The 13,315-nt window shown below is 62.2% G+C and carries 17 protein-coding genes; 9 read left to right on the top strand and 8 right to left on the bottom strand.

All coding sequences use genetic code 11. From position 1 onward, the window contains the following. Position 1: 1 nt before the first annotated feature. The 9 genes from fliJ (at position 2) to fliR (ending at position 6,140) form a co-directional block, all read left to right on the top strand. On the top strand, positions 2–451 hold the full coding sequence (gene fliJ / locus M52SOB_RS03335; protein WP_131110568.1) for a flagellar export protein FliJ: 450 nt from the start codon (positions 2–4) through the stop codon (positions 449–451). Positions 452–514: 63 nt separating this feature from the next. Further along, on the top strand, positions 515–1,642 hold the full coding sequence (locus M52SOB_RS03330) for a flagellar hook-length control protein FliK (RefSeq protein ID WP_131110567.1): 1,128 nt from the start codon (positions 515–517) through the stop codon (positions 1,640–1,642). A gap of 23 nt (positions 1,643–1,665) precedes the next feature. Then, positions 1,666–2,247, top strand: a complete 582-nt coding sequence (locus tag M52SOB_RS03325; protein WP_131110566.1) for a flagellar basal body-associated FliL family protein — start codon at positions 1,666–1,668, stop codon at positions 2,245–2,247. Between the two features lie 7 nt (positions 2,248–2,254). After that, positions 2,255–3,238 carry a flagellar motor switch protein FliM gene (gene fliM, locus M52SOB_RS03320; RefSeq protein WP_131110565.1) on the top strand — a complete coding sequence of 328 codons (984 nt, stop codon included), beginning with the start codon at positions 2,255–2,257 and terminating at the stop codon, positions 3,236–3,238. A 63-nt stretch (positions 3,239–3,301) separates the two neighbouring features. Continuing rightward, entirely contained in the window at positions 3,302–3,751 is a 450-nt protein-coding gene (gene fliN / locus M52SOB_RS03315; RefSeq protein ID WP_431306345.1) for a flagellar motor switch protein FliN, read from the top strand. A gap of 64 nt (positions 3,752–3,815) precedes the next feature. Next, on the top strand, positions 3,816–4,265 hold the full coding sequence (gene fliO, locus M52SOB_RS03310) for a flagellar biosynthetic protein FliO (protein WP_131110563.1): 450 nt from the start codon (positions 3,816–3,818) through the stop codon (positions 4,263–4,265). After that, positions 4,252–4,998 carry a flagellar type III secretion system pore protein FliP gene (gene fliP, locus M52SOB_RS03305; protein ID WP_431306332.1) on the top strand — a complete coding sequence of 249 codons (747 nt, stop codon included), beginning with the start codon at positions 4,252–4,254 and terminating at the stop codon, positions 4,996–4,998. The genes fliO and fliP overlap by 14 nt, the downstream gene beginning before the upstream one ends. Positions 4,999–5,091: 93 nt before the next feature. Further along, positions 5,092–5,361 (top strand): flagellar biosynthesis protein FliQ, encoded by a 270-nt coding sequence (fliQ, locus tag M52SOB_RS03300; protein ID WP_131110562.1) that lies wholly within the window; start codon positions 5,092–5,094, stop codon positions 5,359–5,361. Further along, complete coding sequence (fliR, locus tag M52SOB_RS03295) at positions 5,358–6,140, top strand: flagellar biosynthetic protein FliR (RefSeq protein WP_131110561.1); 783 nt, start codon at positions 5,358–5,360, stop codon at positions 6,138–6,140. The genes fliQ and fliR overlap by 4 nt, the downstream gene beginning before the upstream one ends. On the opposite strand, the gene M52SOB_RS03290 is transcribed toward fliR, so the two are convergent. From M52SOB_RS03290 to flgL, 8 genes are read right to left on the bottom strand one after another with little or no spacing between them, the layout of a single operon-like run. Next, a complete protein-coding gene (locus M52SOB_RS03290; RefSeq protein WP_131110560.1) occupies positions 6,141–6,680 on the bottom strand; it encodes a hypothetical protein in 540 nt (179 codons plus the stop codon). Then, a complete protein-coding gene (gene pseI / locus M52SOB_RS03285) occupies positions 6,673–7,725 on the bottom strand; it encodes a pseudaminic acid synthase (RefSeq protein WP_131110559.1) in 1,053 nt (350 codons plus the stop codon). Before pseI ends, M52SOB_RS03290 begins: the two co-directional genes overlap by 8 nt. Further along, complete coding sequence (locus tag M52SOB_RS03280; RefSeq protein WP_131110558.1) at positions 7,722–8,363, bottom strand: UDP-glucuronic acid dehydrogenase; 642 nt, start codon at positions 8,361–8,363, stop codon at positions 7,722–7,724. The genes pseI and M52SOB_RS03280 overlap by 4 nt, the downstream gene beginning before the upstream one ends. Continuing rightward, entirely contained in the window at positions 8,341–9,555 is a 1,215-nt protein-coding gene (gene pseG / locus M52SOB_RS03275; RefSeq protein ID WP_131110557.1) for a UDP-2,4-diacetamido-2,4,6-trideoxy-beta-L-altropyranose hydrolase, read from the bottom strand. The genes M52SOB_RS03280 and pseG overlap by 23 nt, the downstream gene beginning before the upstream one ends. Beyond that, a complete protein-coding gene (gene pseF / locus M52SOB_RS03270; protein ID WP_131110556.1) occupies positions 9,552–10,253 on the bottom strand; it encodes a pseudaminic acid cytidylyltransferase in 702 nt (233 codons plus the stop codon). Before pseF ends, pseG begins: the two co-directional genes overlap by 4 nt. Further along, a complete protein-coding gene (gene pseC / locus M52SOB_RS03265) occupies positions 10,250–11,410 on the bottom strand; it encodes a UDP-4-amino-4,6-dideoxy-N-acetyl-beta-L-altrosamine transaminase (RefSeq protein ID WP_131110555.1) in 1,161 nt (386 codons plus the stop codon). The genes pseF and pseC overlap by 4 nt, the downstream gene beginning before the upstream one ends. Then, on the bottom strand, positions 11,407–12,408 hold the full coding sequence (pseB, locus tag M52SOB_RS03260; RefSeq protein ID WP_131110554.1) for a UDP-N-acetylglucosamine 4,6-dehydratase (inverting): 1,002 nt from the start codon (positions 12,406–12,408) through the stop codon (positions 11,407–11,409). Before pseB ends, pseC begins: the two co-directional genes overlap by 4 nt. Further along, positions 12,408–13,313, bottom strand: a complete 906-nt coding sequence (gene flgL, locus M52SOB_RS03255) for a flagellar hook-associated protein FlgL (protein WP_131110553.1) — start codon at positions 13,311–13,313, stop codon at positions 12,408–12,410. Before flgL ends, pseB begins: the two co-directional genes overlap by 1 nt. Between the last annotated feature and the right edge of the window lie 2 nt (positions 13,314–13,315).

Genomic DNA, 13,315 nt, shown 5'->3' with positions numbered 1-13,315 from the left:
GGTGGCAAAGCACTTCCATCTGGCACCCTTGCTGGAACTCTCGAATCTGCGTCTCGATCAGGCGGCGCGGCAACTCGGCCAGCTGATCGCCGGCGAGCAGCAGGCGAGTCAGCGACTCGAGCTGCTGGTGCAATACCGTAACGAATACCAGGCGCTGTTCCTCGCCGCTGCCGAAAAAGGCCTCGATCCGCAGCGCTGGCGCAATTACCGCCAGTTCCTCGACAAGATCGACGAAGCGATCGAACAGGCGCGCACGATGGCCACCACGGCCCGGCAGCGGACCGCCGCGGGGCAGAAAAACTGGCTCGACAAGCGTGGCAAGGTCAAGGCCTTCGACACGCTGGCGCAGCGTTTCCACGCCCGCATCGCCTACGAGGAATCACGCAACCAGCAAAAACTGATGGACGAACATGCGGCAAGGCTTTTCGGAAATGCGAAAGAAGAGGAGTAGCCGCAACATTGGCATGTTCCTTGCGTTAGTTGGGCATTCCGCCATTCAGGACGAGGAAACTCCATGCCGATCCCGACGTTAGCCATACCCACCAGTGCTTCGGCCGCGATCACGGCCAAACTTCCCGCCGGCGAGGACAATGCGCCTGCCGAAGCGAAGATCGCGGGTGCTGTGAGCTTCGCAGCGCATCTTCAGCGTTTCGCTGCCAGAGGGACGGACACCGAGCTTGTCGGCGACCCCGTAATGCTCCTTCCGGAAGAAAATGACGCGAGCGCAGTCGAGCTGGCCGCCTCGACCGTTCTCGATCCCTTGGCGCTGGCGCAGCAACGGGGAACGGCCGACTCAGTGCCCACCAAAGACTCCCCCCGCCTCACCGAATCTTCGCCGGATGCCGCCGCTCCGCCCCTCTTCGCACCGCTGACACCGCCGATCGTCGCAGCGGCAAACTCTGCCGCCGTGACGGCGGCGACTGCCGCCGAAGGTCGGTTTCCCGCTGCCGCCGTGACTTTGCCGTTCGCCGCCGCCACCCGCGATCTGGCGCCGCAAGCCGGAATCGAGTCCGTCGTGCCCACCAAGACCGAGGTCCCCTCGGCCGCCTCGACCGGCCGCGAGTTCGCTGCCACCCTGACGGCCGCGATCGCAACCACCCATGAGACGCAGTCTCCAGGCGACACGGCAGCCGTCGTGCAGCAGGTCATCGCGGACATTTCTCCGGCACGATCCGCCCATGCCCATGAGGGTCTGACGATCACCCGCCCCGTGGGCACTCCCGGCTGGACCGAGGAGATCGGCAACCGGATCGCCTGGGTCGCCGGCCAAGGGCGTAGCCAGGCGGAGCTGGTGCTCAACCCGCCGCACATGGGGCGCATCGAAGTCAGTCTCACCGTAAATGGCGACCAGGCCGCGGCGAGCTTTGCTTCGAGCAACCCGGTGGTGCGCGAGCTGCTCGAAGCCTCACTGCCACGGCTGCGTGAGACCTTGGCCGATGCCGGCATCCAGCTCGGCCAGGCCCAGGTCGGGGCGGAACACCCGCGGCAACAGGCGCAGCAGGAAAAACACGGGGAGAATCCGGCATCTGACCCGATGCGCACACTCGGCACAAATGCGGCAATATCCCAAGCCAATTCGGTCGGTTTGTCGACCTCCCTCGCGCTCAAGTCCGGGCAGGGTTTGGTCGATGTCTTTGCCTGAACCCCGAAAAACTGGAGTGACCAATGGCCGAGGCCAAGAAAACCGAAACGCCCGCCGAGGGTGAAGTTCCCAAGAAAAAGAGCAAGCTCTTGCTGATCATCCTCATCGCCGTCCTGGTGCTGGTACTGGGCGGTGGTGGAGCGGCCTTCTTCCTGATGAAGAAGAAAGCTGCCGACGAAGAAGGCGCCGACGAAGGCGACGAGCCGCCCGCGAAAACCGCCAAAGCGAAAAAGAAGAAGAAAGACGACCACGCCATGCCGCCCGTTTTCAGCAAGCTCGATCCCTTCGTGGTGAAACTCCAGGCGGAACAGCAGGAAGCCTACGTGCAGGCAGTGCCCGAACTCAAGCTCGCCGACGCCCATGTCGCCGACCAGATCAAGAATTTCATGCCGGAGATCCGCCACAAGGTGCTCTTGATCCTTGCCGGCAAAAAGGCCGCCGAGCTATCGACCCCCGAAGGCATGCAGATCCTCGCCAACCAGATCCGTGAATCGATCAACGCGACGCTGACGGGCGAGAGACCCGATCCGGCGAAGGAAAAGATGGATACCAATGAGGAGGGGCCGGTGATCGCGGTCTTTTTCTCGTCGTTGATCGTCCAGTGAGAGCTCCATGAGCCAGGATTTCCTCTCCCAGGAAGAAGTCGACGCCCTGTTGAAGGGTGTCACCGGGGAAACCGAAGAGGAAGCGGCCGCGCCGCAGGATGCCAGCGGCGTAAAAACTTATGATCTCGGCCGCCAGGAGCGCATCGTGCGCGGCCGCATGCCGACGCTGGAGTTGATCAACGAGCGCTTCTCCCGCTATCTGCGCATCGGTCTGTTCAATTACATGCATCGCAATACCGAAATCGCCGTCGGACCGGTACGCGTGCAGAAATACAGCGATTTCATCCGCAACCTGGTGGTTCCCACCAACCTCAACCTGGTGCAGATCAAGCCGCTGCGCGGCACGGCCCTGATCGTGTTCGATCCCAATCTGGTGTTCCTGGTCGTCGACAACATGTTCGGCAGCGACGGTCGTTTCCATACGCGCGTCGAGGGGCGCGATTTCACGGCGACCGAGCAGCGCATCATCATGGGCATGCTCAATGTCGTGTTCCGCGAATACGAAAAGGCCTGGAAGCCGGTCAATGAGATCAGCTTCGAATACGTGCGCTCGGAGATGAACACGCAGTTCGTCAACATCGCGACACCCTCGGAAGTGGTCATCGCCTACACCTTCACGATCGATCTGTCCGGCAACACGGCCGAGATGCACGTCTGCCTGCCGTATGCGATGATCGAACCGATCCGCGACGTGCTCTACAGCACGATGCATAGCGAGCAGGCCGGCGCCGACCAGCGCTGGACCACGATGCTGAGAAAACAGCTGATGAGCGCCGAAGTCGAACTGGTGGCGCCGCTGGGACATGCCGGGCTGACTTTGGGCGAGGTCGCGCAGCTCAAGGTCGGCGACATCGTGCCGATCGAGATTCCGGACGTGATCAACGTCAAGGTCGATGGCGTCCCGCTGCTGCAATGCCGTTACGGAATCAACAACGGTCAGTATGCGCTGAAGGTGGAAAAATTCATCTCACCCGAAGAGGTGACGGAATGAACAGTGAGGTCGATCATGGCTGAAACCGAAAACCAGGTTACCGACGACGATTGGGCCGCGGCAATGCAAGAACAGGCCGCGCAGGAAAATGCCGGCCAAAGCGGCGATAAGACGGCGACGACGACCGAGGACGACTGGGCCGCGGCGATGCAGGAACAGGCCGCCCAGGAAAAAAAAGCCACTGCATCTGCGGCGGCGGCAGCGTCGAAACTCTTCGAACCCCTTGGTGGCAATACCGCCGCACCGGCCAACCAGGGACTCGAACTGATCCTCGACATTCCGGTGAATCTCACGGTGGAGCTCGGGCGCACCAAGATCTCGATCCGGAACCTCTTGCAGCTGGCACATGGTTCGGTGGTCGAGCTCGACGGCCTGGCCGGCGAGCCGATGGACGTGCTGGTGAATGGCACGCTGATCGCCCAGGGCGAGGTGGTGGTCGTCAATGACAAGTTCGGCATTCGGCTCACCGACATCATCACGCCGCAGGAGCGCATCCGCAAGCTGAACAGGTAAAGCGCCGGTTTTTCCCGTTTGATCCGCTCATCGTCGCGTCTGACGAGGCATAAGCTTCGTGGCCATGCTGCCACGCGCCATTCTTTCGTTGCTGAGCGCCCACCCATTCATCGCCAAGGCCACCGAGGGCAGTGGAAGTGCCGTCCCGTCAGCGCCGACTTTTGGCGGTGCGGCGCCGGAGCTCGGCAGCAGCGCAGTGTCGATGGTCATCGGTTTGATCGTCGTGCTCGCCCTGCTGTTCGGCGCGCTGTGGCTGATGAAGCGGCTTTCCCAGCCGCATGGCGCGGCAGCGGGACTGATGCGCGTCGTCGCCGGCGTGGCGGTGGGGCCCCGCGAGCGCGTGGTGATCCTCGAACTTGGCAACAGCTGGCTGGTATTGGGCGTCGCGCCGGGTCAGGTCACCACGCTGGCGGAGATTCCGCGCCAGGAATTGCCACCCGGCGGGCAATTTCCCGCCGCCGGCGAATTCCCGGCCTGGCTGAAAAGGATCGTCGAAAGTCGTGGCAAGACGTAAGCCGATCGTGCTCGTCGCGCTGCTCTTCACGAGCGGCTTCTCGGGGCAGGCACTGGCACAGGCGCTGCCCGCGCTCACCAGCACGCCCGTGGCTGGCGGCGGCACGCAATGGTCGCTGTCGATCCAGACGCTGCTGCTGATCACCAGCCTGACCTTCCTGCCGGCCATGCTGCTGATGATGACGAGTTTCACACGCATCATCATCGTGCTCTCTCTGCTGCGGCACGCGCTCGGCACCCAGACCTCCCCGCCCAACCAGGTGCTGGTCGGCCTGGCGCTGTTCCTCACCTTCTTCATCATGGCCCCGGTCGGCGAGAAGATTTACACCGACGCCTACCTGCCGCTCGCCGAGAACAAGATCGCATTCCAGGAGGCGCTCGACCGCGGCGCCGTTCCACTGCGGGCTTTCATGCTCAAGCAAACGCGCGACGCCGATCTCGCGCTGTTCACCAAAATCGCCCAGGCACCGGCGCCCGAGAAGGCCGACGACGTGCCGATGCGCGTGCTGATCCCCGCCTTCGTCACTTCGGAACTCAAGACCGCCTTCCAGATCGGTTTCATCATCTTCATTCCCTTCCTGATCATCGACATGGTGGTCGCTGCGGTGTTGATGTCGATGGGCATGATGATGATGTCGCCGGTGATGGTTGCCTTACCGTTCAAGATCATGCTGTTCGTACTCGTCGACGGCTGGCAGCTGGTCATCGGCTCGCTGGTCAATAGCTTCGGCTAACGCCGCATCGCCGACCTCGGCCACCCGCCGGTTGATCAAACGCAAGTGGTTGCGGTCGGCTGTCAAGGCGTTTCATCCTAGAAAGGAACGTTCATGACACCTTCCACCGTCATCGACATCGGCCGCCAGGCCGTCGAAATCACCTTGCTGATCTCGGCGCCGCTGTTCATCGCGGCACTCGCCACCGGCCTGATCGTCTCGATCTTCCAGGCTGCGACACAGATCAACGAGGCAACGCTGTCCTTCGTGCCGAAGCTGATCGCCGTGTTCGTCACGCTGATCCTTGCCGGCCCGTGGATGATCACGGTGCTCACCGATTACGTGCAGCGCCTTTACGGCTCGATTCCCGGTCTGATCGGATGATCAGCATCACCAGCGCCCAGCTCGACGCCTGGATCAACGCCTTCCTCTTTCCGCTCGCGCGCATCCTGGCGCTGATGTCGCTGGCGCCGATCTTCGGCAATGCCGCCCAGCCACGCCGCGTGCGCCTGGCCGTCGGCCTGATCGTCACGCTCGCCGTCGTGCCGACGCTGCCGCCGATGCCTGCCGTGCCAGCCGGCTCCTGGCTGGGCTTCGCGATCCTCGCGCAACAGATCGTCATCGGGCTCATGCTGGGCCTGAGCCTGCGCATCGCCTTCGCTGCGATCGACGTCGCCGGCGAACTGATCGGCATGCAGATGAGCCTGTCGTTCGCAATGTTCTACGATCCGCAGAATGCCGGCCAGAGCCCGGTGGTCGCCGAATTCCTCGGCCTCGTCGCAATGCTGATCTTCCTGGCATTGAACGGCCATCTGCTGACGCTCGCGGCGCTGGCCGAGAGTTTTCGCCTGCTGCCGGTCGGCACGGTGCCTTTCGGAACGGGCGGGATCGGTGCCCTCCTGACCTGGTCCTCGGTGATGTTTTCTTTCGGCATCCTGCTCGCGCTGCCATTGATCACCGCGTTGTTGATCGCCAACCTGGCGATGGGCGTGCTGGCGCGTGTCGCCCCGCAGCTCAACATCTTCGCGGTGGGTTTCCCGGTCACGCTGGCGGCCGGCTTCGCCGTGCTGATGTTCTCGATCCCCTATTTCGGCTCGGCGCTCGAGCGCCTGTTCGATCAGGCATTCCGCGTCATGGCGCAGATCATGCGCGCTGCGGGCTGATCAGGAAACCTTTTTGAGCAGCCGGATCACACCCTCGGCCTTGCGCTGCGAGCCGAGCACCGAAGAATCGAGCCGTTCGGCATATTCGACGAGCTCGTAGCCCTGATACCCGCCTTCGCGCACCAGGGCCTTGGCGCGGCGATCGAGCACCGCACGCGCCTCGCCGGCGCCACCGCTGTAGATGCGCTTCATCTTCAGCGAGAAATGCACGTAATCGTCGGGCAGGCGCGCTTCCTCGATCTCCCAGTTCGGCGCCAGCGGATCGACGATCAGCCAGGCGGCACCGACATACAGGCCCCAATAGACCAGCTTTTCGAGCGGGTAGGACACCGACGGGCCGATCTGGATCACGCTGTCCGGGATCAATGGTCCGCCGATGACCTTGCTGCTGGTATTGGCCAAACTTTCCACCGTGTTGCCCACCGAACCCGTGGCTTTCACGGCAGCGGGATTCTGCGTGCAGCCAGCCATCACCAGCGCCACGAGCAGCAACGTCCCTGCCGAAATCGTCTTCCCAGAAAGACAGGTACGCTCATTCATCGAACATCTCCCAACTTGTCGGTGTGCCGCGTGTCACGGCGACTTTCAGGCGTCGGCCGATCAACGCGTCGAAATGCTTCGGCGCCAGACCGTAGCCGGGGCGAATGCGGCGGATGTCCTGCGGCCCGACGATGCTGCCCGCCGGCAGATCGCGCACGAAATAGATCGAGCGGCGGAACACCCTGCTGCCGGACTCCGCCGCGGGGCGCACGAAGTCGGCCGAGCCCAACGCCCGCCAGGCCGCCCGGGCCTCTTCGCACAGACGGGCGAATTCCTCCGGCTCCAACGAGAATTCGCTGTCCGGCCCCTTGTCGGCGCGACTCAACGTGAAATGCTTTTCGATCACGCAGGCGCCGAGCGCCACCGCGGCCACCGCCGCCGTCGTACCCAGCGTGTGATCGGAAAGCCCGACCGGCACGGCAAAACGATTGGCCAACGCCGGAATCATGCGCAGGTTGGCTTGCTCAATCGGCGCCGGATAGCTGCTGACACAATGCAGCAGCACGATCTGGTCGCAACCAGCGCTTTTTGCGGTATCCACGGCCTCCGCGATTTCATCGAGGCTGGCCATGCCGGTCGACAGGATGATCGGCTTGCCGGTTTTCGCCACCGCCCGGATCAACGGCAGATCGGTATTCTCGAAGGAAGCGATCTTGTAGGCGGGCGCGTCCAGGCCTTCCAAAAGCTCGACGGCGCTTTCATCGAACGGCGTGGAAAAGATCGTGATGCCAAGCCGCCTTGCATGTTCGAACAGCACGCGATGCCATTCGAACGGCGTTTCCGCCTCGCGATAGAGCGAATAAAGCGTGTAGCCGTCCCACAGCCCCCCGCGAATCTGAAAATCCGGCAGGTCGCAGTCGAGCGTCATCGTCTCCGCGGTATAGGTCTGCAACTTGACCGCATCGGCGCCGGCCTGCTTTGCGGCCTCCAGCGTCGCCAGCGCGCGTTCGAGCGAACCGTTGTGGTTGGCGGAGAGTTCGGCGATCAGGTATGGAGCACTTCCCCAACCGATTGATCTGCCTGCGATGTGAATGGAGGTTGTCACGAAACTTTTTCGAGCTTAACAATGTAACGATGACCCAAATGGTCGAAAAAGGCCGGGTAGCGCTGAGGATCACACACCCTGATCAGATCAAACTGCTCGGCAATGGTTTTATGGATGTCGAGGCGGCTGTCCTCCGGCGTTCTCCGCCGATAGTAAGTGGCAGGCTGTTTCTCATCCTGGACGACTGGTTCGATGTCATCAAAGTTTTTGACTGCGTAATCGATCAGTTCGACTTCCGCGCTAAATAAAGCATGATTGATCTCATCCCAAAGCGCATGTCTCGGGATATTTATTTTCGTTTTTTTCCAGACTCTTCCAGAATCTACCGGCTCATCGGCTTCGATCAGGGAAAGCGTGATGAAGTCGGCGCCTTGCAGAAGTTCCCAAATATGCGGGCTCCATCCCCGACCCTTGGGCAAGTCGCTGGCATGCAGCACCAGGCTCGCCGAATATTTGGCTTTTTCGGCTGGGCCTACCAACTCTGTGCATGAAATCAAGAACAGGACGTCGCCTCCTGGCAGCTGATCTTTTCTGCTGACCAGAGAAACTTGATGTGTGCCGCTTTGGGCGTTTGCCCATGCTTGTAGATAAGGAATGACCGGATGAGTGGGGTCACTACACAGCAGGCTGATTTTCATCGTGCATCCTCATCATCGAATCTGCCACCCTCGTTACACCTTGCCCATCACAGATTCTGCTTGCTGCCACGGAAATATCCCGCAGAGTTTTCTGTTCAATCGACGCCAACGACAACGGCTGCGCTGCTCCAAACGATGACGAAGAAAGAGACCACGGCAAAACCGCGCCCGCAGTCAATAGCGCTGAATGAATGCTAGCCTGATTCTCAGCCAAGACCACTTGGACCGTCGGCACCCCCAGGCAACATCGCTCCCATGCCGAACTTCCAGCCGCGCCGATGGCCAGATCACTCTGCGCCAACAGTTCTGCCATGTTGTCTACATCGACGAGCACTCTTGTCGGCCACGGGAGCTGTTCGGCCTGTGCCTTGACTGCGTTTATCCATGGCGCATTCTTGCCCAGCACGACGGTGATTTCCGTATCTTTCGGCAGATCACAATGGCGCAATCCCGCAAGCACCCTGCCGGTGACATTGTCTTTATCGACCCCGCCCATCGAGATCAACAGGCGTTTTAGCTGTGGCCTCTCACGACGGCCGAGACTGTAGGTACGCCACTGCGCGAATTCCGATCGGAGTAGCGCATACCGCGGCCCCAGTAACAATTGGGCATGAGGTGCCAGATCTGCATAATCTTGGGTTTGGCGACCGAGATTCTGATCGAGCAGCAGGTCGCAATCGTGCGCCCGATCCGCCAGATCGTCGATGACCAGGATGCGCTTCACGAATGGGCGCAGCGCCGCTTCCCAACGCGCATCGATCCCATAGTGGTCGATGATCAGCCAGTCGGGTGCCGTCCCGCCAGCGCCGAGTTTTCGCGGTGACTCGGCGCCCGGCGGGACGTTTTCTTTTCCGCCAGCGCCGACTTCTCGAAGCGAGTCGGCGCCCGGGGGGACGCTCTCATTTCCGCCAGTGCCGATTTTCGTCTCTTCGGCGTCGGTCGCCCAATCGGCCCCCAGCCAGGCGGCATGGGCGGGTCTGGCCTCCACTGGCTGCCAGTCGGCATGATAGGGCAGAACATGGACCTCGAAGCCTTGCTGCCGAATCTTGTCGATGGGATGGCCAGGATGCGCACGACAGACGAAACGGCACCAAGCCCCCCTTTCACGTAATGCCTGGGCCAAGGTGAGGCAGCGCATCACGTGGCCGGTGCCGATCTCGAACGAGGCGTCGGTGCGGATGAGGACCTTCATCGGCCGCCTGCCGCCAGCTGCTGCGCCTTGAACAACCATTCGGCACGTTCCCAATCTTCCAGGGTATCGATGTCCTGCACCCGGTGGCGCGGCAGCGGCACCGGTGCGGCATCATGGGAAAACAATGGCTTGCCTGCCAGCCAGGCCGCAGCTCTGCCCCAATAGAACTGGCCGGCATCGTGCCAGGCTTCTTCGAGATCCTGCGAGCGGCTATGGAAATGTTCGGGCTGGAGCATTTCCACGCGTCCATCCGCCGTGATGCGGATCGCACGCTGGATCGGGAAAGGATAGGTGGTCACGGAAAAGGCATACTCCGCGCCGCTTTCCTGCAACACCTGCAAGCCTCTTTGCAGATCCTCCGCCCGAACGAACGGAGCGGTGGCATAGATGCAGCAGACTTCGGTGGCCGGCATACTCTGCTCGTTTTGCCAGTCGATCGCATGGGCGACGACCGGGATGGTGCCAGTATGGTCGTCGGCGAGTTCGCGCGGCCGCAGGAACGGGGTTTCGGCGCCGAACGCGCGCGCGACAGCCGCGATTTCTTCGTCATCGGTGCTGACGAGGATGCGATCGAAACAGCGCGATTCGATCGCCGCACGGATCGACCAGGCAATGATCGGCAGGCCGGCAAAGGGCCGGATGTTCTTGCGCGGAATGCGCTTGCTGCCGCCGCGGGCGGGGATGACGGCAAGCCTCATGTTTGCAACACCTCTTTCACCGCCGCAATGACCTGATCCTGCTCGGCCTCACTCAGCGCCGCATACATCGGCAGGCTGATCGCCTCGGCGTAATAGCGTTCAGCCGCCGGGAAATCCCCGGCCTGGAAACCCAGCCGCCGGTAGTCGGGCTGGGTATGCACGGGGATGTAGTGCAGATTGACGCCGATGCCGGCCGAGCGCAGCGCCTCGAACACTTGCCGATGGCTCTTGCCGATCGCATCAAGCTTTAGACGCACCACATAGAGATGCCAGGCCGACTGCGTTTCGGGATGCTGCCAGAGGGAGGTGAGCGGCAGACCCGCCAGTTCCCGCTCATAACGCGCCGCGAGTCTTCGGCGGCGGGAGAGGAAAGCCTCCAGGCGCTGTAACTGGCTCAAACCCAATGCCGCCTGGATGTCGGTGATCCGGTAGTTGTAGCCCAGCATGATCTGCTGGTAGTACCACGGCCCATCCGGTTCATGATCCATTCGGCCCGGATCGCGCGTGATGCCGTGGCTGCGTAACAAGGTCATCGTTTCGGCAAGCCCGGGATCGTTGGTCAGCGCCATGCCGCCTTCGCCGGTGGTGACGATCTTGACCGGGTGGAAACTGAAGACGGTGATGTCGGCAAAACGGCCGTTGCCGACGGGTTCGTTGCGGTAACGCGCGCCGATCGCGTGCGAGGCATCCTCGATGATCCTGAAACCATACTGTTGGCTCAATTCATGGATCGCGGCCATCTCGCAGGGTTGCCCGGCAAAATGTACCGGCACGACGATCTTCGGCAGGCGGCCGGTTTTCGTCGCATGTTCGAGCTTCTCCGCCAGCGCCACGACGCTCATGTTGGCGGTGCGTGGATCGATGTCGACGAAATCGACGCCGGCGCCGCAGTAACGCGCACAATTGGCCGAGGCGACGAAGGTGATCGGACTGGTCCACAGCCAATCGCCCGGCCCCAGCCCCAACGCCAGACAGGCCAGATGCAGCGCGGAGGTGGCGCTGTTGACCGCGACGGCATGCGAAGCCCCGCAATGGGTGGCGACGGCCTGTTCGAAACGGGGCACTGCGGGCCCTTGGGTCAACCACTCGGAACGCAGCACTTCGACGACGGCTGCGACATCGCGCTCGTCGATGTCCTGCCGACCGTAAGGGATCATGCGCCCGCAGCCGCATTGAAGGCGCGGATCTCGTCCACGCCGAGGAAATGCGGATTGTTGCCGGAGTTGTATTCGAAGCCCGCCGGGGTGGGTGCTCCGCACTCACCGAGCAGATTGCGGGTGTAATCACAGTCCAGCCCGAAAAACCGGATGCTGGGGCGAATCACGAAATGGTCGGGAAACTCCAGCGTCAGGTGGGAATCGTCGGCCGGGCACATCACTTCATGCAGCTTCTCGCCCGGGCGGATGCCGATGATCTTGTGCGGCACGCCGGGCGCCATCGCCTCGGCGAGATCGACGATACGCACCGAAGGAATTTTCGGCACGAAGATCTCGCCGCCCTGCATGCGTGCGAAATTGCGGAAGACGAAATCGACGGCCTGATCGAGACTGATCCAGAAGCGCGTCATGCGCACATCGGTGATCGGCAGCTCACGGGCCCCCTCCGCCAGCAGCTTGCGAAAGAACGGCACCACCGAGCCGCGCGAGCCGACCACGTTGCCGTAGCGCACCACTGCGAATCGCGTCGGATTGCTGCCGGCAATGTTGTTGGCGGCGACGAACAGCTTGTCGGAGGCCAGCTTGGTAGCGCCATAGAGATTGATCGGATTGGCCGCCTTGTCGGTGGACAGCGCAATCACTTTCGCCACCCCGTTGGCCAGCGCGGCATGAATCACGTTTTCCGCCCCGTGGATGTTGGTCTTGATGCATTCCGTGGGGTTGTATTCGGCTGCCGGCACCTGCTTGAGCGCTGCGGCATGGACGACGTAATCCACCCCCCGCATCGCCTGCACGAGTCGGTCGCGATCACGCACGTCGCCCAGGAAATAGCGCATGCAGGGCGCAGCGAAAGTTTGTTGCATTTCGAACTGCTTCAGCTCGTCGCGTGAAAACACGATCAGCCGTTGCGGCCGGTAGCGCTCGAGCATGGCACGGATGAAGGCGCGGCCGAATGACCCCGTGCCGCCGGTGATGAGGATCGATTTGCCGTTGAACATCAGAGGTAATTGAACAGGGACAATTGGCTTGCGTTGACGAAGGCTTGCTGGGAAGCCTGCAGGGAGATCTGCTGGAGCTGCAGCTCGACCGCCACTTTTTGCGTATCGGCGCTTTCCACTTTTTGCAGCTCGTCTTCGAACTGTTTGCGCATCGCGGTGGCGACGGACTGGGCGGTCGAGATTTCGTTCATCCGGTTGGCCACCGCATTGCGGATCGCATCGACCTGCTGCAAGGCGGCGTCGAGCTGGGCGACCCCATTGCTGATCGCCGACGTATAGGCCGCGCCGGTCAGGCCGGGATTCTGCAGATCGGTGATCAACTGCTGGAGCGCGGCGAAGGGGTCGTTTGGCCCGCCCATGCTGAAGACGACATCGCCCGGGTCGGAGGCGGCGATCTTGCGGTTCTCGCTGATGGCGACTTCGAGCTGGAATGCATCCCCGACATAATTGACCGTCGTGCCGGAAAGCTGGAAGGGTGCCGTGCCCCCCTTCGAGCCAGCGAACAGATAGTCGCCATTGCCGTCGCGGCTATTGGCATAGGCGAGCAGATCCTCCCGCAGCCGGGTGAGATAGTCGGCCACTTCGTTGCGTCGCGCCATGTCGGTTTGCATCTGCACCCCCATGCCGGCGCTGCGCGCCGCATCGAGGACGCCCCGCGCCGCCTGCAGCACCGTTTCTTCCTGCTTCAGGCGCGACTGGCCCATTTGCATGTTCTGCGTGAACGTCGCCAGTTGCCCGAGGCTGCGCGCGAGCTGCAACGCATGGTGCGCAGCGGAGGGATCGTCCGCGGGGGTCAGAATGCGCCGCCCCGTGGCGAGCTGCTGTTGCAGGTTGGACAATCGCTCCTGCTTGGCAAGCAGCGCCATCGTGTTGCGCTCGTAAATCAGGGAAGTCGAAATGCGCATTA

This window comes from Sulfuricystis thermophila (genome assembly GCF_004323595.1).
GTDB lineage: Bacteria > Pseudomonadota > Gammaproteobacteria > Burkholderiales > Rhodocyclaceae > Sulfuricystis > Sulfuricystis thermophila.
This window is presented reverse-complemented; position numbering and strand designations above follow the sequence as displayed.